Genomic DNA, 18,576 nt, shown 5'->3' on the forward strand with positions numbered 1-18,576 from the left:
TTTTGCATACGAAGAGTTCTTTGAAGGTTACGCAACGCGCAGAAGGATAATGCAGTAGATAACTAACTAATTCGTAACCTATTACTATCATGAGCAATTAACCTACGCTCATTTCCAATAAATTACACTCTTTTCGTAACTTCCTATCGCAAATTTACAAATAAATATGCCATATTGCAAATCCGGACTCTATACAAATAACGATATAAGGTTTGTTAAAAACAAATATTACATGGCAAAAGCATTGAAGCCGCCATCCACTACTGCGACTGTGCCTGTGACAAACTTAGCCGCATCGCTCATCAGATAATGGATGGTACCGCAAAGTTCTTCAGGATCCCCCATACGGCCAAAAGGCGTCTGGCGTATTACGTCTTGTCCGCGCTGGGTATATGTGCCGTCAGGATTTGTAAGCAAGGAGCGGTTTTGCTCGGTAATGAAAAATCCTGGAGCGATGGCGTTCACGCGTATGCCCTCACCGAATTTTTTGGCGCATTCCGTGGCCATGAATGCGGTGAAATTACTTATTCCGGCTTTTGCCGCGGCATAACCGCAAACACGTGTCATAGGTCTGAAAGATGCCATGGACGAGAAGTTGATGATGCTGCCCTTGCCCTGAGACGTCATCGGTTCGAGAAATACCTGTGTGGGTATTACCGTACCGGTAAGATTGAGAGACAATACTCTTTGAAACTGCTCCGGATCAAGGTCAAAAAAGTTTTGGTCAGGACCGATTGTCGCTCCTGCCATGTTGCCTCCGGCTGCATTGAGCAGGGTGTCTATTCTGCCGTATTTGGCCATAATATCGTCACGGTTTTTCCTTACTGTATCGATATTCATCACATCGGTCTTCATGAACTCGCACGAACCGCCGCAAGCGACAATGTCTGCCGCAGCCGATTGTCCCACCTCCTCGTTGCGGCCGAGTATTATTACTTTTGCACCGTTAAGTGCCAAATATTTTGCTATTGCACGACCAAGCACTCCCGTTCCGCCTGTGATTACCACCACGTAATCATTGATGTTGAATAAATTTTTCATTGAAAAAATCCCGGTTGTTTATAATTTATACCTAATTCTTTGTCTACTGTAGCCAGTATTCCCTGCACTTGTCCCATTGCGAACATGCGTCCGAGGAACGAATAGCCGGCGTTATATCCTCTGTTTTCGTCGCCAAGCATTGTCATACCGTGGTCTACGCGCATGGGCAGGCTCGGATTAGTGCTCTCGAAAATTCTTGCGAGTTCAATGATATCGGCTCGTCCGCCAAGATGAGAGGCTTCTGTGAAATCGCCATTGGGGAATATATGGCATGAGCGGAGGTGTACAAACCATGTACGTGCCGCATATTTCTTTGCTAAGGCCACAACATCGTTGTGCATGCCGGCCGAAAGGGAACCGGCACAGAATGTTAATCCGTTATGGGGATTATCAACGGCATCGAGGAACCACTGTATATCTTCATCGCATGTGACTATGCGCGGAAGTCCGAGAATGGGGAATGGGGGATCGTCGGTGTGCACACACATATACATATCGTACTCTTCGCATGTAGGCATGATGGCATTGAGGAAATAGCGCATGTTCTCACGCAGTTTGGCCTTATCTATATCTTTGTATAAAGCGAGCAGTTGCCGGAACAGCTCTACTGGATGTTCGTCATCTTCCTTTATATTCCCGCTGACAAATCCTTGAGTTTTTACGATAATGTTTTCCACAAGCCGATGTTCATCTTGTGGAGTCATTTTCTTTCTCAACTCCTCTACCTCTTCCAATACTTCTTTTGTCCAGTCGCTCTTCGCTCCGTCGCGTTTCAAGATGTAAATATCGAAATAAGCAAACTGAGCATGTGAGAAATAAAGATTTGTCGTGCCATTAGGATTGGGATGGGAAAGATCTGTGCGTGCCCAGTCTAATACGGGCATAAAATTGTAGCAAATGGTATGAATGCCCTCAAGGGACAGGTTTTTCAGACTTTCCTTGTAATTTTCAATTAACAGATCACGGTCTTCACCTCCATACTTAATGCTTTCGCAAACAGGCAGACTCTCGACAACAGACCAGCGCATGCCGTAGCTTTCGATGTATTCACGCAATTCACGTATCTTCTCACGAGTCCAAATCTCGCCGTTCGGTACATCGTGTAAGGCCGTGACAATACCTTCCACACCGATTTCACGTAGCATGGCAAGGGTTATTTTGTCATTCCTGCCAAACCATCTCCATGTTCTTTCCATAAGATATATTTCTTCTGTTTAAAAATTAACATATAACAATCTGGTTACAAATATAATAAATAAGAAGCAAATGCCTTATATGCCAATGCTTTTTTCTATGCAAACGATTGCAATCAGCGTCTTCTGAACTCAGAGCAGGTTATGGCGGTTGCAATAGCCACATTGAGGCTTTCGGCTGTGTTGCCGCTGTTAAAACAAGGTATCAATATCTCATGATCAATCAATCTGCGTATAGTAGGTGAAATGCCTTTGCCTTCGTTGCCGAAAACTATAACTCCGTTTGAGGACAATTCTTCTTTATATATATCCTTTCCTTCCAGCAAAGTACCGTATATAGACATTTTACAGCTGAGTCGGCTTAAAGTATCCGCAAGATCTGTATAAAGCAAATGCACTCCGGCAATGCTTCCCATTGTTGCCTGGACAACTTTCGGATTGTAAGCATCCGCTGTGTCATGACTGCAAAGTATGGTGTCTATGCCAAACCAATCGGCTATCCGTATTATTGTGCCAAGATTGCCGGGATCTTGCACTCCGTCAAGGGCGATATAAAGTTTGTCAGCAGGCATTTCAGACACAGGTGCAGGTAAGTTTTTATCCGGAATGGGAAATAATGCCAAAACTTGTTGGGGGTGCTGTAAAAAACTGACCTTCCGCAGTTCTTCTTCATTCACTTCGATGATATTTCCACAATTCGGATTATTACCGTTTATCCATTCGGCAGTGGCTATGATTGTAACAGGGATGTTGCGACGCATCAGATCTCCTACTACTTTCGGTCCCTCGGCCACGAACAGTCCTTCGGTCTTACGATTTTTTTTTTGCTCCAATGAATGAACGTACTTTATGATATTCTTACTAATCATAATCCAATTTTGATTTTGCAAAAAGTCTTTAAATATTCAGCAAAATTACGAATAAAGTTTTAACTTTGCAACTTTAAAAGATATTAATGCGATACTATCTATATATTTGTACGTTTTTGTGTGTCATTGGTTTGGCTTCCTGTTCAAGCACAAAATATGTGCCTGATGGTAGTTTTTTACTTAATGATATTAATATAAAGAATGGGGAGGCGGGAAACAAGACAAATGTAAATCATTTGAAGAATTATGTCCGCCAAAAGAGCAATTCAAGTTGGTTCTCAACTTTAAAGATACCGTTGGCTACATATTCCGTTTCAGGACGTGATAGTAGCAAGTGGATAAACAGGATATTGAAATCAATGGGTGAAGCCCCCATTCTTTATGATTCTTTAAAAGCGATTCAATCTTGCAACGACTTGCGGGCAAAAATGCGCAATGACGGATATCTTGATGCCGATATTGCCGTTTTGACAAGGAAGAAAGGGAAAAAGATCGATATCACTTATCTGGTTTTTCCTGGTGAACCATACGTGATAAAAGATATAAAATATGATATAAGAGATACTGTAATTGCCGGTTTACTGAAAGCTGACAAAAATTTTGTTAGCGGACTACGACCGGGAACGGTGTTCAATGTGAATAGCCTTGACCAGGAACGTAAAAGAATAGTAGACAAATTGATAAATAACGGATATTATAGGTTTAATAAAGATTTTATAACTTATAATGCCGATACTGTGAGTGGTTCGAAAGATATCAATCTCACGCTTTTGCTGCATAAATACCAAGACCAAAATCAGAAAGATGATACATTACACAGACGTTATACCATACGAAATGTTGTATTCCAAAGCGGTGACCCTGAAGACAGCGTAATACATCTTCGTAAAAAAGTGCTTATAAACAATACTTTTATTGAGTCGGGGCAACCTTATTCCGCTAAGGAATTGCAAAAGACATACAATCATTTCGGGCGCTTGCAGGCTGTCAAATATACAAATATCGGTTTTAGAGAAATTCCCGACAGTTCGCTTTTGGATTGTAGAATTCAGATAAGCACCAATAAGCCGAGTACAATAAGCTTTCAGCCGGAAGGAACAAATACGGCAGGAGATTTGGGAGCGGCTTTAAGTCTTACGTATCAAACAAAAAACCTGTTTCGCGGTTCGGAGTTGCTCAGTCTGGAATTTCGCGGGGCATACGAGGCGATAAAGGGTTTGGAAGGATATGCCAATGAGAATTTTGAAGAATATGGAGCGGAAGCCCGTTTGCTTTTTCCCCGTTTTATAGCTCCTTTTCTTTCAAGAAAATTCAGGCGTAGGGTAACTGCCACATCAGAAGTTTCAATATCATATAATCTGCAAAACCGTCCGGAATATCACAGGCGAGTCTTGTCTGCCGCATGGAGATATAAATGGAATGATGCAAACCATCATGATAAATATCAAATTGATCTGCTTGATTTGAATTATGTATCCATGCCATGGATATCCGAAAGATTCAGAACAGACTATTTAGAGAATGCTACAAGTCGCAATGCTATATTGAGATATAATTATGAAAACTTGTTCATAATGAAATTCGGACTTGGATATTCTTATAATAATGGTAGATATGCAATAAAGGCTTACGCTGAGACTGCCGGAAATTTACTAAATCTCAGCTCACATGTTTTAGGGGCGTCCCGAAATGATTTGGGGGTATATCAACTTTTCAATATCGCTTTTGCACAATACGCGAAGGCTGATTTTGAATATACTAAAAACTGGAAGATCGATTATAACAACACTCTTGTTTTTCATTTTGGTATTGGAGTGGCTTATCCCTATGGAAACAGCACAATACTTCCTTTTGAGAAACGTTATTTCTCAGGAGGCGCAAACAGTGTAAGAGGTTGGAACGTCAGAGGGCTGGGCCCAGGAAGGTATGTCGAACGTGATGGAAATATAAATTTCATCAACCAGACAGGTGACATGAAAATAGATTTGAATATAGAGTATAGGACTCACTTGTTCTGGAAGTTTAATGGGGCATTGTTTGTGGACGCAGGCAATATTTGGACATTAAGAGAGTACCCAGAGCAACAAGGAGGAATGTTTAGATTTGATCATTTTGTCAAAGATATGGCGGTTAGCTATGGTATGGGATTGCGTTTTAACTTTGATTATTTCATATTGCGATTTGATTTCGGCATGAAAGCGGTAAATCCTGTCTACATAACAAAAAAAGAACATTATCCGATAATAAATCCAAAGCTCAGTCGGGATTTGACTTTTCATTTTGCGGTAGGTCTTCCTTTCTGAAATCAACCAGCCATTTTCCATTCCGCTTGACGAGTTTTAAAGTAAGAGTTCTTCTGTTAATAAATTTTCCGGGGTTGTCGATTGAATAAATAGAAAGCCAATTATCAATCTCTATTGTGGTAATACAAGAAGTGTCTCCACTACTCATTTGTATGTTTTTTATCTCTATTTGAGTTTCTTCAGGATTGGATTTCAAAATACTCAAATCATCTTCTGTTATGATAGAAGACAAGTATGCTATATGCTTTTTGCTTTCCGGAGTACATAATCCTAACGTTTCTTTCATATTATAGTTGAAAAACGCTTTTCCAAAAGACATTATACAATCCTTTATTTTCGTTTCTTCCGATTCTTGACAGCCTATTATACTCATTATGCATAGAGTGGATATAAACAGTTTTAATTTCATAATATGAACATTGACTTTATAAATTAAGCCTCGCAAAGTTACCAAAATCATTTGGTTATCATTCAGTTTTTTGTTACTTTTGCACAAAATAATAACAAAATGCTGAATTTTATATCCTTTGGCAGTGGTAGCAGTGGTAATTGTTATTACTTGTATACTGCGACGGATGGATTACTGATAGATGCCGGAGTCGGCATAAGAACACTGAAAAAACACTTTAAAGATTACGGTCTGAGTATATCTAAAGTTCGAAATATACTTATAACACATGATCATGCCGACCATGTTAAATCTGTCGGATGCATAAGTCATGAGAATAATATCCATGTTTACACAACAAGAGAGGTGCATCAAGGGATTAGGCGTAATTATTGTGTGCACCACAAAATAAATACCGAGCATGTCCATTACTTACAGAAGAGTGAAGAACTTGAAATTGGGGAATTCAGAATTACCCCTTTTGAAGTTCCGCATGACAGTGCGGATAATGTGGGGTATTGTATTGAGCATGGAAATGTTGTATTCTGTTTGATAACAGATGCAGGGTTGGTTACAGATGAAATGAAGGCTTATATACGAAAAGCGAATTATCTTGTTATAGAGGCAAACCATGATGAGGAGATGGTTCTTAACGGGGCATATCCGCAATATTTGAAGTCAAGGATATTAAGTGGGAAAGGACATTTGAGTAATTCCGCATGTGCCCATGCTCTTGTAGAGAACACGACGGAAAATCTAAAGAAAGTATGGTTGTGTCATTTGAGTGAAGAGAACAATCATCCGGAACTTGCCAGAAAGACCATAGAGAATATCCTTCGTGCGTCAGGAATAGTTGTTGGTAAGGATTTTGATATGGAGATATTGAAAAGAAAGACTCCTACCGGTATTTATGAATTGAATAATGGTCATATAAATGAACTTCATATTATATGATTTTAAAAAATAAGAAAGAAATGAAAATAAATGATATATTAGGGAAATTAGGAATATCCGAACTTAGTGGAATGCAAAAAGACTCTTATGATGCCATTATGAATACGGATAAAGATGTGGTCGTTCTATCACCTACCGGTACAGGTAAAACTTTGGCATATATGTTGGCCCTGATAGAAAAACTTGACCGTGATAATAGCAGCGTGCAAGCGCTCGTTGTTGTTCCAGGTAGGGAACTTGCCCATCAATCAGATAAAGTATTAAAGAGTTTAAAAACAAATATTTCTTCCGCAAGTTGTTATGGCGGACGCCCGGCCATGGATGAACACCGTGCCATGAAGCAATCCAGCCCACAAATAGTATTTGGTACCCCCGGACGATTAAACGATCATATTAATAAAGGTAATATATCTCCTTACGCAATACGGTATATTGTGATAGATGAGTTTGACAAATGCCTTGAAATGGGATTTCATAATGAGATGTCTAAGTTGTTAAAGAGCCTCCCCGGGATAAACCGTAGGATTTTACTTTCGGCTACTGATGCAAAGGAAATACCTGAATTCATCAAAATATCAAATGCAATAAGACTAAATTACATAAATGAAGATAACGGCATATCACAACGTGTAAATTTTCATAAGGTAAATAGTCCGATAAAAGATAAATTAGAGACATTGAATAATTTGATTTGTTCATTTGGCGCACAAAACTCTATCGTATTTTTAAATCATAGGGAGAGCGTTGAGCGTGTGGCCAAATATCTGGGAACTCAAGGGTTTGTGGTAAGTCTTTTTCATGGCGGATTAGAGCAAAAGCAGCGAGAAGATGCTTTGTATAAATTTAGTAATGGCTCTGCAAATGTACTTGTGGCTACAGATTTGGCTTCTCGCGGAATAGACATTAAAGATATAAATAATATAATTCACTATCAGTTACCATACGGTAAGGAAGAGTACATACATCGTATCGGACGTACAGCACGATGGAAATCTGAAGGAAACGTATTCTTTATATTAGGACCGGATGAGATATTGCCGGATTATGTAGATGACAAATGTGCTTCTTATTCAATAAAAGAGGCTGTGCCAAAGCCTTCATTGCCTAAAATGGCAACTCTTTATATCGGTAAAGGTAAGAAGGATAAGATAAGTAAGGGGGATATTGTCGGATTTCTGTGCAAGAAAGGTGGAATAGCCGCAAATGATATTGGGCAGATTGATGTAAAGGACAGATATACTTATGTTGCAATATCCAGAAATAAGGTAGATGATGTGTTATATGCGGTTAACGGTGAGAAGATAAAAGGAATCAAAACAATAGTAGAATTTATCAAATAATTCAAAAAGTAAGGAATAGATATATTTCTGTTAAATTATTTTGTAATTTGAAATAAAAACTATAACTTCGCAGACAGATTTTAATAGATATAAAGAATATATTTACATAATACTTTAATCAACATTAATATGAAGAAGTACAACTTTAATGCAGGTCCATCAATGCTCCCACGTGAAGTGATTGAAAATACCGCTAAGCAGTGTTTAGACTTCAACGGTTCCGGTCTTTCCCTGATGGAGATCAGTCATCGGGCAAAGGATTTTCAGCCTGTAATAGATGAAGCGGAGGCGCTCATCAAGGAATTATTGCAAATACCGGATGGATATTCGGTTGTATTTTTAGGCGGTGGAGCTTCTCTTGAATTCTGCATGATACCATATAACTTCCTTATTAATAAAGCCGCATACTTGAATACCGGTACATGGGCGAAGAAAGCAATGAAAGAAGCCAAACTTTTCGGTGAGGTAATAGAAGTAGCTTCTTCCGCTGATGCCAACTACACATTTATTCCTAAGGATTGGACTTGTCCGGAAGATGTGGATTATCTTCATATAACCACAAACAATACCATCTACGGCACTGAGATACGTAAGGATATTGACGTGAATGTTCCTTTGATTGCAGATATGTCATCAGATATATTCAGCCGTCCGGTTGATGTCAAGAAATATGACTGTATCTATGCGGGAGCACAGAAAAATCTGGCAATGGCAGGTGTCACTTTGGTTATTGTAAAGAATGAGAAATTGGGCAAGGCACCTAGACAGATACCTACGATGCTTAATTATCTGACACACGTAGAAAAAGGTTCGATGTTCAATACTCCTCCCGTCGTTCCGATTTATTCGGCTCTTGAAACTTTGCGTTGGATAAAAGCTAATGGAGGTGTAGAGGCTATGGATAAGTTGGCTTTGCAACGTGCGGATATACTTTATGGAGAAATAGAACGTAATAAGTTATTCCGTGGAACCGTGAAAGAGGAAGACCGTTCGGTTATGAATATCTGCTTTGTGATGAATGAAGAATATGCGGAATTGGAAAAACCGTTCTTTGAATATGCAACATCCAAAGGCATGGTCGGCATAAAAGGCCATAGGAGCGTGGGTGGTTTCAGGGCAAGTTGCTATAACGCACAGACAATAGAAGGCGTTAATGCTCTTGTACAGTGTATGAAAGAATTTGAAGCTCAACATTAATTGTTTTGTATCATTGTCAGGGCGGAGTGTTCCGCCCTGACTTTTTATTTATATAAAGTAAAGAAAGAATAAATATGAAGGTATTGATTGCAACTGAGAAACCGTTTGCGGCGGCTGCCGTAGACGGCATAAAGGCTGAACTTGAATCTGCAGGACATGACGTTGTTTTGTTGGAGAAGTATACGGATAAAGCGCAATTGTTAGATGCGGTTAAGGATGCTGATGCAATGATTGTGCGTTCCGATAAAATATCAGCAGACGTATTGGATGTGGCAAACAACATGAAGATCATAGTAAGGGCGGGTGCCGGATATGATTCCATTGATACAGAATTTGCCAAGCAAAAGAATATTGTGGTGGAAAATACTCCAGGTCAGAATGCCAATGCCGTTGCCGAACTAGTATTCGGTATGCTTGTATTTGCTGTTCGTAGTTTTTATAATGGTAAATCTGGAACGGAATTAAAAGGTAAAAAACTTGGAATACTTGCTTTCGGCAATGTCGGACGGAATGTAGCCCGTATCGCTACCGGTTTCGGCATGGATGTTTATGCTTACGATGCCTATTGCTCCAAGGAGGCAATAGAGAGCGGCGGTGCAAAAGCCGTTGACAGTTCGGATGACTTGTTTAAACTTTGTGATGTGGTTTCCCTCCATATTCCTGCAACAGCCGAAACAAAAGGGAGCATCAATTATGATGTTGTCAGTATGATGAAGAAAGGTGCAGTTCTTGTCAATACAGCCCGTAAAGAGATTGTCGATGAAGACGGTCTTTTGAAGTTGATGTCAGAGCGTGAGGATATTAAGTATGTCAGCGATATCAAGCCTGATAAGGATGCGGAGTTTGCTAAGTTTGAGGGGCGTTATTTCTCTACACCGAAGAAAATGGGAGCACAGACGGCGGAAGCGAATACGAATGCCGGTATTGCCGCCGCAAGGCAGATTAATGCTTTCTTTGCTACAGGTGATACAAAGTTTCAGGTGAACAAATAATATTTATATGGCAAGAATAAAACCGTTTAAAGGTATACGTCCACCAAAGGAACTTGTGGAGAGGGTGGAGTCACGTCCTTACGATGTACTCAATTCCGAGGAGGCACGAATCGAGGCCGGAGACAATGAAATGAGTTTATATCATATCATCAAGCCTGAAATTGATTTTGAGCCTAATACGAGCGAATATGATTCACGTGTTTACGAGAAAGCCGTAGAGAACTTCAAGAAATTCCAAGACAACGGATGGTTAAGACAGGACGACAAAGAGTTGTATTATATTTATGCACAAACCATGAATGGCAAAACTCAATATGGTCTTGTCGTTGGAGCCTATGTGGACGATTATATGACAGGTATAATCAAGAAACATGAACTTACACGTAGGGATAAGGAAGAGGATCGTATGAGGCATGTTCGAATAAACAATGCCAATATAGAACCTGTCTTTTTCGCATATCCAGATAATGAGGCCATGGATAAATTGATAATGCGGTACGCTTCCACACTGCCGGAATATGATTTTATCGCTCCTATTGATGGTTTCCGTCACCAATTATGGATTATCGATAATTCGGATGATATTGAAACAATCACTACCGAATTTGCCAAAATGCCGAGTCTGTATATAGCCGATGGGCATCATCGTTCTGCTGCAGCTGCTCTTGTAGGTGCGGAGAAGGCAAAACAAAATCCCAATCATACCGGGGATGAAGAGTATAATTATTTCATGGCTGTGTGTTTTCAGGCATCTCAACTGACAATTCTTGATTATAACCGTGTTGTGACAGACTTAAACGGCATGACAAAGAGCGAGTTCCTCTCAGCGTTAGGCAAGAATTTTGTTGTTGAAGATAAGGGCACGGAAGTATATAAGCCGGCTAAACTGCATGAATTCTCACTCTATATGGAAGAGCATTGGTATCGCCTTGAAGCCAAGGAGGGTACATATAATGAGGCTGATCCAATCGGAGTTCTTGACGTAGACATTTCAAGCAGACTTATTTTGGACGAACTTCTCGGTATAAAAGACCTGCGTAGTGACAAGCGAATAGACTTTGTCGGTGGATTGAGGGGACTGGAAGAACTTAAACGTCGGGTCGACAGCGGTGAGATGAAGATGGCTTTGGCCCTTTATCCTGTCTCAATGAAACAGATAATGGATATTGCCGACAGTGGAAAGATAATGCCCCCGAAGGCCACATGGTTTGAGCCAAAGTTGCGTTCGGGATTGATTATTCATAAATTATCCGATTAGTCAAACTGAAATAATCCATTCTGTATCAACATTTTAATGACAGATACATATAAAACCATAACGGATAAAACAGGCGAGGGATATTACACCGAGAAACGGAGTAAGTTCCTCGCTTTTTGTCATCACGTCACTTCGCTTGAAGAGATAAAGTCATTATTGACAATGTACCGCAAAAAGTATTACGATGCGCGTCATGTGTGTTATGCGTACATGCTTGGTGCGGAACGCAATGACTATCGTGCCAATGATGACGGTGAGCCAAGCAGCACGGCAGGAAAACCAATACTTGGACAGATAAACAGTTCCGAACTGACAGATATACTCGTCGTTGTCGTGCGATACTATGGCGGAGTAAATCTCGGTACAAGCGGATTAATAGTCGCTTACCGTGCCGCGGCAGCCGATGCAATAGCTAATTCTGAAGTAGAGATCCGTCTTGTAGAGGAAGAAGTGACATATAATTTTCCTTATGTCATGATGAATGATGTCATGAAGATAATAAAAGACATGTCTCCGCGAATAGTGGCTCAGACATACGATAATACTTGCGAGATAAAATTAAGCATCCGAAAGTCGGAAGCCGAGCAACTGCGTGCAAGGTTGAACAAATTATCTTTTGAATAATTTTGTGATTAAGGAAATAAATATTACCTTTGCACACGGAAAGGAAAGTTGGCAGAGTGACCGAATGCGCTGGACTCGAAATCCGGTATACCCATTGCGGGTATCGGGGGTTTGAATCCCTCACTTTCCGCTTTTATTATTATTTTTTTAGACGATAAAAAGCCGCTTATGTTATCATAAGCGGCTTTTTGTATTTTCAATCTTTGTCATTGTCATTTGATTAGACTGACAGAACGTTTCAGGAATGCATCAAGTGAAGCACCTTTCAGCATGCCGTTCTGTAACAAGGCCAAGTCTATAAGTTGGCGGACAATGTCATTGCTCTTTGCATAACCGGCCAAAATATCCTTTTTCTTCTCTTTCTCTGTCTCGATTGCTTTTTCGGTATTGTGCAGGTCGTCTTTTTCCTCTTGAGTGATTTCTTCTTGTTTCTTCTTATCCTGACTCTGGTGTATGGCTGCGAGACGTGCTTGCAAACCTTTGAGTTCGCTCAATACGGGTGACAGTGCTTCCTTGTTCTTTGTCTCGCTATCGTCCAAGACTCTCTTTATCAGCGGATGATCGCTGTTTAAGACCAGATTGTAGCTGTCAGGCATCTGTGCATAGAAACTCATGCCAGCCTGATAACGGCTCATCTCTTTCATTCGGCGCATATACTCATTTTGGGTAATCATCACCGGAGCGCCTGATTCTCCAAGACTTTGCGTCTCTACATAAAATTCCACTTTATCTATGTTGGGAATCTGAGAGCGGAATACCGTAGAAAGATTATCACGTTCATCATCGCTAAGCTCGCTCTTCTTCAATTCTTCTTTGACAATCAGTCTTTCCACTATATCGCTATCGACACGTGTGAACCGGCTCTTCTCAAATTTCTGTTCAAGCATTGAAACGACAGGCACATCGAGTTGACCGTCGAGGAGGAGCACACTATATCCCTTTGCTTTTGCTGTTTCTATATAACTGTATTGCTCTTCCCTGTCAGTTGAGTACAGATATACCAATTGTCCGTCTTTGTCTGTCTGGTTATCTTTTATCAGTGTCTTGTACTCCTCAAAAGTGAAATATTTGTTGTCACAGTCTTTCAAAAGTGCGAAATCTTTGGCCTTGTCATAGAAGCTTTCCTCACTGAGCATACCATAGTTGATAAAAAGTTTCAAGTCATTCCATTTATCCTCATATCCTTTTCTGTCTTCTTTGAATATACTTTGCAAGCGGTCGCTAACTTTTTTAGTGATATAAGTCGAAATCTTCTTCACATCGCGATCACTTTGAAGGTATGAGCGGCTGACATTCAAAGGAATGTCAGGAGAGTCAATAACACCGTGAAGCAAGGTAAGAAACTCTGGCACTATGCCTTCTACCTGATCTGTGACAAATACCTGATTGCAATACAACTGAATTTTGTTTCGCTGTAAATCAATATTAGACTTCACTCTAGGGAAGTATAATATACCTGTAAGATTGAACGGATAGTCAACATTCAGATGTATCCAAAACATCGGCTCGTCCTGCATGGGATAGAGTGTCCTGTAAAAAGACTTATAGTCTTCGTCTTTCAGTGTGCTTGGAGTCTTGGTCCATAGCGGTTCCACATTGTTGATGATATTGTCTTCATCTGTTTCTACACTCTTTCCGTCTTTCCACTCCGTTTTCTTTCCGCAAGCCACTGGTACTGGCATGAATTTACAATATTTATTCAAAAGGCTTTCAATCCTGCCTTTCTCTAAAAATTCCTTGCAGTCATCATCTATATAAAGAATAATGTCTGAGCCGCGGTTTTCTTTTTCAGTGTTGTCAATCTCGTATGCCGGGCTTCCGTCACAACTCCATTTTACGGCTTTGGCTCCGTCTTTATAACTTCTCGTTATTATCTCCACTTTCTTGCTCACCATAAATGACGAGTAGAAACCGAGACCGAAATGGCCTATTATATTATTGGCGTTGTCCTTGTATTTTTCAAGAAAATCGTTTACGCCGGAAAATGCTATTTGATTTATATATTTGTCAATCTCTTCATCTGTCATACCAATGCCATGGTCACTGATAGTTATCGTACCAGCTGTTTCATCGACATTTACTTTTACAGTGAGGTCACCCAGTTCGCCCTTAAACTCGCCTTTATCAGCAAGTGTCTTTATTTTCTGCGTAGCATCCACGGCATTTGAAACCATTTCACGAAGAAAAATCTCATGATCTGAGTATAAGAACTTTTTGATAACGGGGAATATGTTCTCGGTTGTAACCCCGATATTACCTTTTTGCATATTATAGTTTTATTTAAATGTTTTCATTTTATTGCAATGCAAACACCATGCCAAAAGATTCATGTCATACAGTTTTCTTATCCATCGGAAGACTTGTGGTGTGTGGCAAAATATCGTACAAAAACCATTCTGAGAATCAGTTGTTTTGAAATAAAAAACCGTTGTATGAAAATACAGCCTTATTTTATGTGCAAACACAATCATTTGATAATAAGTGTAATAAGTTGGTCTATTCTTGTTTTGTGCAATTTTTCTGGCATATTTTATCTCTTTTCAAATCTAATTTGGTATATGTTTAGTTCCAATTGGATACTTATTGCCCCACATTTAGCGGCTCATTACATTGTAACGGACTGCTAAATGCAACGCAATTACCTGCTAAATTAACTCTAACGAGTATCCCAATGCAAAAACTTGTACTTTAGAATAAAGAATTGCAGGGTAGGGACTGGTCACGGAAAACCTGGTTCACAAAAAAATAAAGACCTTTTTTCGTGATTTTATTATTACTAATTTGATGGTGGAAGGCGAATATGAGGATATACAAGTTATTCATAATTATATTCATTATTCGTGATGATATGGCTCACCCTTTATAATTGTACATGCCCGATATAACTGTTCTGTGAATATGAGCCTTACCATTTGATGGGAAAATGTCATCCGTGACAATGAAATCTTCTCATTGGCTCTTTTATATACGGCATCCGAAAAACCATAAGCTCCTCCTATCACAAATACAAGTCTGCGGGCTGAGTTACGTTTCTGTTCTATCCACTTGGCAAACTCTACACTCCGATACTCATATCCTTTCTCATCCATGAGAACCATGGTGTCAGTCGGCTGTATTTGCTTTAATATAAGCTCACCTTCAGCCTGTTTTTGCTGTTCTTCCGTGATGTTCTTTGTGTTTTTGATGTCAGGTATTATTTTGATTTCAAAAGGCATGTAATGCCCAATGCGCTCGGTGTAATCATCTATTCCGGCACAGAAATGCTTGTTTACAGTCCGCCCAATGAGTATAAGAATAGTTTTCATATGCCTATCTCAAATCTATTATTTCTGCCTGTGGGTAGTCTTTGGTATTAAAGGTGAATACAGCGTCGTTGATATTCGCTTTCTTGAAGTTCTTTATAGTAATGTCAGTCCAGCCCTTGGGTTGTTTAATTCTCAACTGTGAAATAATATAAGTTTTACCATTGACTGTTACAATCATCTCCGAGATTGATTGTTTATTGTTCGTGGCAGTGAGATGTACTTGATAATTATTGCCGTTTTTCTTTAACGAACAGGCATACCCTTTGCGGTACATATTAATGAAATTATATGGATTTATGGCCTGTATCTCTTTTGCGGTAGGTGTGGTCACATTCACTTCTTGATTTTTCTTTATATATGTCCACATGGTCTTTCCATTGAACCACACAATGGCTTGAGGACTCTTTACCTGTATTTTGGGACCTTTCATGGCTATCGAACCACTAAGATTACCATATTGCTTACCGGTCATTTTGAAGTCTGCCGATATTCCCCCCTTGTTGCTTATTACTGCAACGGCCTTATCCAGTACATTTTTTGCAGATTGAGCTGTGACAACTCCACATATTAATGTGAGCATGAAAACCATGCCTATTTTTTTCGTAAATAATATTGTTTTCATTTTCTTATCGAACTTAAAAGATTATTCAGACTTACTTCATCTTGTATCAGCACCTCACGTGGCTTGCTCCCCATGGCTGCTCCCACGACACCAGCTTTCTCTAGCTGATCCATCAGACGGCCCGCTCTGTTATATCCAATAGAGAACTTGCGTTGTATAAGGCTTGTACTTCCAGACTGGTTCAGCACAATCAGCCGAGCAGCATCTTCAAACATCGGGTCGAGATGTTGCATGTCCACATCCGACGCTCCGCCAATGGCTTCGCCCGATTCGACATCCGGTTCAGGCAACTCGAATGGAGTTACATATCCCTGCTGGCCGGCTATAAAAAGATTGACCCGTTCCACTTCAGGAGTATCCACAAATGCACATTGCACACGTACAGGCTCGTTGCCATTGAGGAACAATAAGTCGCCACGGCCTATTAGCTGATTGGCTCCGGGTCGGTCAAGGATCGTCTTTGAGTCTATCATGGCACTTACCTTGAAAGCCACACGTCCGGGGAAGTTCGCTTTTATATTACCGGTAATAATAGTCGTCGTAGGTCGCTGGGTCGCTATGACCATGTGTATTCCGACTGCACGAGCCAGCTGGGCAATACGTGCTATTGGAAGTTCTATTTCCTTACCGGCTGTCATTATCAAGTCACCAAACTCATCTATTATCACGACAATATATGGCATGAAACGGTGCCCGTTCTGAGGATTTAGCTGGCGTGAAATGAATTTCTTGTTATATTCCTTTATATTCCTTGCGCCGGCAGCTTTAAGCAGGTCATATCGAGTGTCCATCTCTTTACAGAGACTATTCAGAGTTCGGACTACTTTCGTTACGTCTGTTATGATAGGTTCGGCGTCGTCATCAGGTACTTTTGCAAGGAAATGATTGGCAATAGGTTCGTATATGCTGAATTCCACTTTTTTCGGGTCAATGAGCACAATTTTCAACTCAGCTGGATGTTTCTTGTATAATAATGATGTTATTATTGCGTTTAGTCCTACTGATTTTCCTTGACCTGTGGCTCCGGCTACAAGCAAATGCGGAATTTTTGCAAGGTCGAACATGAACACTTCATTTGTAATTGTCTTGCCTATCGCGCAAGGCAATTCCATCGTCGTCTCCTGGAATTTTTTTGAATTGAGTATGCTTTCCATCGAGACAATATTCGGTTTTGCGTTCGGAACTTCAATACCGATTGTTCCTTTACCTGGAATTGGAGCTATGATGCGGATACCCAAAGCCGACAAGCTCAATGCGATGTCATCTTCAAGATTTCTTATTTTAGAAATACGGACACCTTGTGCCGGTGTTATCTCATATAGCGTGATTGTGGGACCGACAGTAGCCTTAATGCTGCTAATCTCCACCCCAAAATTACGTAAAACCTCCACAATACGGTTCTTGTTTGCCGTTTGTTCAACCATATCGATATAAGGCTTACCATCATTATCATATTTTTTCAGCAAATCAAGTGTAGGATAATGATAGTTCTCAAGGTCGCGCTTGGGGTCATATGGAGTGATTAGGTCGTGATCTGTGTCTACAAGCAGTTTGCCGTCAGCTTTTTCCTCATTCTTGGCGGCCTCAATTTTTATATCTATACTATCATTTTCTTTTTCAACAGGTAAATCGAAAGGTACTTCTTTAGCCACATTAGTTTCAGCCGTAATACTTTCTTCGGTGTCAAACTCAACGGTTTGAGGTGCCGGATTGTCAAAAACCTCCGGATCTTCTAATATATCGAGGGGTATTTCCGTTTTATTCTCTGCAGTACATTCATTATTGCTTACTGTGAATTTTACCCTGTCAGTAAAGAATTTCACGGGATTAAGTATCTTTCTTACTACATAAATCGTCTCGGCACTTATGTATGTAAGGAAAATAATTGCAGTCAATCCCAATAAAGCGGTTAGGCCCGGGGAGCCTATAAGATTTTCAATCCAAATACATATATATGCTCCATGATCGCCTCCAGGATTGAAACAACTGTCTATAAACAACGGAGTTATGAATTTGGCCAACACTACTGAAGCCCATATCATAATACTCATCATACACATAAACCACTTCAAAAGAACCACATTATACACTCTCATGAGTTTCATTGCAACGAGAATGAAAAACACAGGAATGAAAAATGCCGGTAGTCCGAAACTTCTTTTTATAAAAAAGTATGAGAGATACGAGCCGAAAGAGCCACAACTGTTTTGAAACTCTCTCTCAGCATTCATAATCTCTCCGGCACGGGGAGTTTCTATCAGGCTCTGATCGGCGGCACCAGTGGAGAAAAATGAGATAAATGACATTATTAGAAAAATGGCGAACACAAATGCCGCCAGACCTGTAATGAAGTTTATTTTCTCGTTATTGAATATATTGTTGATGCCTAATACATTACCGAATGAATATGTTTTACTCTTTTTCTTTCTCGCTACCATTTTCTATTTCGATGAATAAATTTATTCTGCAAAATTAGCAGAAAAAAGTCAT

Annotated in this window: 15 protein-coding genes and 1 tRNA gene; 8 read left to right on the plus strand and 8 right to left on the minus strand. The window is 40.0% G+C overall.

Translation table 11 applies throughout. The features are described from left to right. Positions 1-228 precede the first annotated feature (228 nt). The 3 genes from HPS53_RS11325 to HPS53_RS11335 all read right to left on the minus strand — a co-directional run bounded on the left by HPS53_RS11325 (position 229) and on the right by HPS53_RS11335 (position 3,103). Complete coding sequence (locus HPS53_RS11325; RefSeq protein WP_172206311.1) at positions 229-1,041, minus strand: SDR family oxidoreductase; 813 nt, start codon at positions 1,039-1,041, stop codon at positions 229-231. Further along, entirely contained in the window at positions 1,038-2,237 is a 1,200-nt protein-coding gene (gene uxuA, locus HPS53_RS11330) for a mannonate dehydratase (RefSeq protein ID WP_172206312.1), read from the minus strand. Before uxuA ends, HPS53_RS11325 begins: the two co-directional genes overlap by 4 nt. Before the next feature lie 113 nt (positions 2,238-2,350). Beyond that, positions 2,351-3,103 (minus strand): RNA methyltransferase, encoded by a 753-nt coding sequence (locus HPS53_RS11335; RefSeq protein ID WP_172206313.1) that lies wholly within the window; start codon positions 3,101-3,103, stop codon positions 2,351-2,353. Between the two features lie 86 nt (positions 3,104-3,189). Here HPS53_RS11335 and HPS53_RS11340 point away from each other — a divergent pair, with 86 nt between their 5' ends. Then, positions 3,190-5,406 (plus strand): BamA/TamA family outer membrane protein, encoded by a 2,217-nt coding sequence (locus tag HPS53_RS11340; protein WP_172206314.1) that lies wholly within the window; start codon positions 3,190-3,192, stop codon positions 5,404-5,406. On the opposite strand, the gene HPS53_RS11345 is transcribed toward HPS53_RS11340, so the two are convergent. After that, entirely contained in the window at positions 5,360-5,779 is a 420-nt protein-coding gene (locus HPS53_RS11345) for a hypothetical protein (RefSeq protein WP_172206315.1), read from the minus strand. The two genes, HPS53_RS11340 and HPS53_RS11345, sit on opposite strands and share 47 nt — an antisense overlap. A 135-nt stretch (positions 5,780-5,914) precedes the next feature. On the opposite strand from HPS53_RS11345, the gene HPS53_RS11350 reads away from it, so the two are divergent. The 7 genes from HPS53_RS11350 (at position 5,915) to HPS53_RS11380 (ending at position 12,289) form a co-directional block, all read left to right on the plus strand. Then, positions 5,915-6,748, plus strand: a complete 834-nt coding sequence (locus tag HPS53_RS11350; RefSeq protein WP_172206316.1) for an MBL fold metallo-hydrolase — start codon at positions 5,915-5,917, stop codon at positions 6,746-6,748. Between the two features lie 20 nt (positions 6,749-6,768). Beyond that, positions 6,769-8,088 (plus strand): DEAD/DEAH box helicase, encoded by a 1,320-nt coding sequence (locus HPS53_RS11355; RefSeq protein ID WP_172206317.1) that lies wholly within the window; start codon positions 6,769-6,771, stop codon positions 8,086-8,088. A 129-nt stretch (positions 8,089-8,217) separates the two neighbouring features. After that, the gene (gene serC / locus HPS53_RS11360) at positions 8,218-9,285 is read left to right on the plus strand and encodes a 3-phosphoserine/phosphohydroxythreonine transaminase (protein WP_104369867.1); all 1,068 of its coding nucleotides are present in this window, start codon (positions 8,218-8,220) and stop codon (positions 9,283-9,285) included. Positions 9,286-9,359: 74 nt separating this feature from the next. Continuing rightward, positions 9,360-10,277 carry a 3-phosphoglycerate dehydrogenase gene (locus HPS53_RS11365; protein ID WP_172206318.1) on the plus strand — a complete coding sequence of 306 codons (918 nt, stop codon included), beginning with the start codon at positions 9,360-9,362 and terminating at the stop codon, positions 10,275-10,277. A 7-nt stretch (positions 10,278-10,284) separates the two neighbouring features. Next, entirely contained in the window at positions 10,285-11,535 is a 1,251-nt protein-coding gene (locus tag HPS53_RS11370; protein ID WP_172206320.1) for a DUF1015 domain-containing protein, read from the plus strand. Between the two features lie 36 nt (positions 11,536-11,571). Continuing rightward, positions 11,572-12,159, plus strand: coding sequence for a YigZ family protein (locus tag HPS53_RS11375; protein WP_172206322.1), 588 nt, complete (start codon positions 11,572-11,574; stop codon positions 12,157-12,159). 42 nt (positions 12,160-12,201) lie between these two features. Continuing rightward, positions 12,202-12,289: transfer RNA gene (locus HPS53_RS11380), tRNA-Ser, on the plus strand. 82 nt (positions 12,290-12,371) lie between these two features. Here the strand turns inward: HPS53_RS11380 and htpG are convergent. The 4 genes from htpG to HPS53_RS11400 all read right to left on the minus strand — a co-directional run bounded on the left by htpG (position 12,372) and on the right by HPS53_RS11400 (position 18,524). Further along, positions 12,372-14,426, minus strand: a complete 2,055-nt coding sequence (gene htpG / locus HPS53_RS11385) for a molecular chaperone HtpG (protein ID WP_172206324.1) — start codon at positions 14,424-14,426, stop codon at positions 12,372-12,374. 567 nt (positions 14,427-14,993) lie between these two features. After that, a complete protein-coding gene (rlmH, locus tag HPS53_RS11390; protein WP_104369872.1) occupies positions 14,994-15,464 on the minus strand; it encodes a 23S rRNA (pseudouridine(1915)-N(3))-methyltransferase RlmH in 471 nt (156 codons plus the stop codon). 4 nt (positions 15,465-15,468) lie between these two features. Then, on the minus strand, positions 15,469-16,086 hold the full coding sequence (locus HPS53_RS11395; protein WP_233210245.1) for a LolA-like putative outer membrane lipoprotein chaperone: 618 nt from the start codon (positions 16,084-16,086) through the stop codon (positions 15,469-15,471). Then, positions 16,083-18,524 (minus strand): DNA translocase FtsK, encoded by a 2,442-nt coding sequence (locus HPS53_RS11400; RefSeq protein WP_104369873.1) that lies wholly within the window; start codon positions 18,522-18,524, stop codon positions 16,083-16,085. Before HPS53_RS11400 ends, HPS53_RS11395 begins: the two co-directional genes overlap by 4 nt. Positions 18,525-18,576: the final 52 nt, after the last annotated feature.

The sequence above is a fragment of the Prevotella sp. PTAC genome (assembly GCF_013166535.1).
Lineage (GTDB): Bacteria > Bacteroidota > Bacteroidia > Bacteroidales > Bacteroidaceae > Prevotella.

Excerpts from the sequence above, each read along its gene's own strand:
- HPS53_RS11325 (WP_172206311.1), bottom strand. The coding sequence starts at position 1,041 with ATGAAAAATTTATTCAACATCAATGATTACGTGGTGGTAATCACAGGC.
- uxuA (WP_172206312.1), bottom strand. The coding sequence starts at position 2,237 with ATGGAAAGAACATGGAGATGGTTTGGCAGGAATGACAAAATAACCCTT.
- HPS53_RS11335 (WP_172206313.1), bottom strand. The coding sequence starts at position 3,103 with ATGATTAGTAAGAATATCATAAAGTACGTTCATTCATTGGAGCAAAAA.
- HPS53_RS11340 (WP_172206314.1), top strand. The coding sequence starts at position 3,190 with ATGCGATACTATCTATATATTTGTACGTTTTTGTGTGTCATTGGTTTG.
- HPS53_RS11345 (WP_172206315.1), bottom strand. The coding sequence starts at position 5,779 with ATGAGTATAATAGGCTGTCAAGAATCGGAAGAAACGAAAATAAAGGAT.
- HPS53_RS11350 (WP_172206316.1), top strand. The coding sequence starts at position 5,915 with ATGCTGAATTTTATATCCTTTGGCAGTGGTAGCAGTGGTAATTGTTAT.
- HPS53_RS11355 (WP_172206317.1), top strand. The coding sequence starts at position 6,769 with ATGAAAATAAATGATATATTAGGGAAATTAGGAATATCCGAACTTAGT.
- serC (WP_104369867.1), top strand. The coding sequence starts at position 8,218 with ATGAAGAAGTACAACTTTAATGCAGGTCCATCAATGCTCCCACGTGAA.
- HPS53_RS11365 (WP_172206318.1), top strand. The coding sequence starts at position 9,360 with ATGAAGGTATTGATTGCAACTGAGAAACCGTTTGCGGCGGCTGCCGTA.
- HPS53_RS11370 (WP_172206320.1), top strand. The coding sequence starts at position 10,285 with ATGGCAAGAATAAAACCGTTTAAAGGTATACGTCCACCAAAGGAACTT.
- HPS53_RS11375 (WP_172206322.1), top strand. The coding sequence starts at position 11,572 with ATGACAGATACATATAAAACCATAACGGATAAAACAGGCGAGGGATAT.
- htpG (WP_172206324.1), bottom strand. The coding sequence starts at position 14,426 with ATGCAAAAAGGTAATATCGGGGTTACAACCGAGAACATATTCCCCGTT.
- rlmH (WP_104369872.1), bottom strand. The coding sequence starts at position 15,464 with ATGAAAACTATTCTTATACTCATTGGGCGGACTGTAAACAAGCATTTC.
- HPS53_RS11395 (WP_233210245.1), bottom strand. The coding sequence starts at position 16,086 with ATGAAAACAATATTATTTACGAAAAAAATAGGCATGGTTTTCATGCTC.
- HPS53_RS11400 (WP_104369873.1), bottom strand. The coding sequence starts at position 18,524 with ATGGTAGCGAGAAAGAAAAAGAGTAAAACATATTCATTCGGTAATGTA.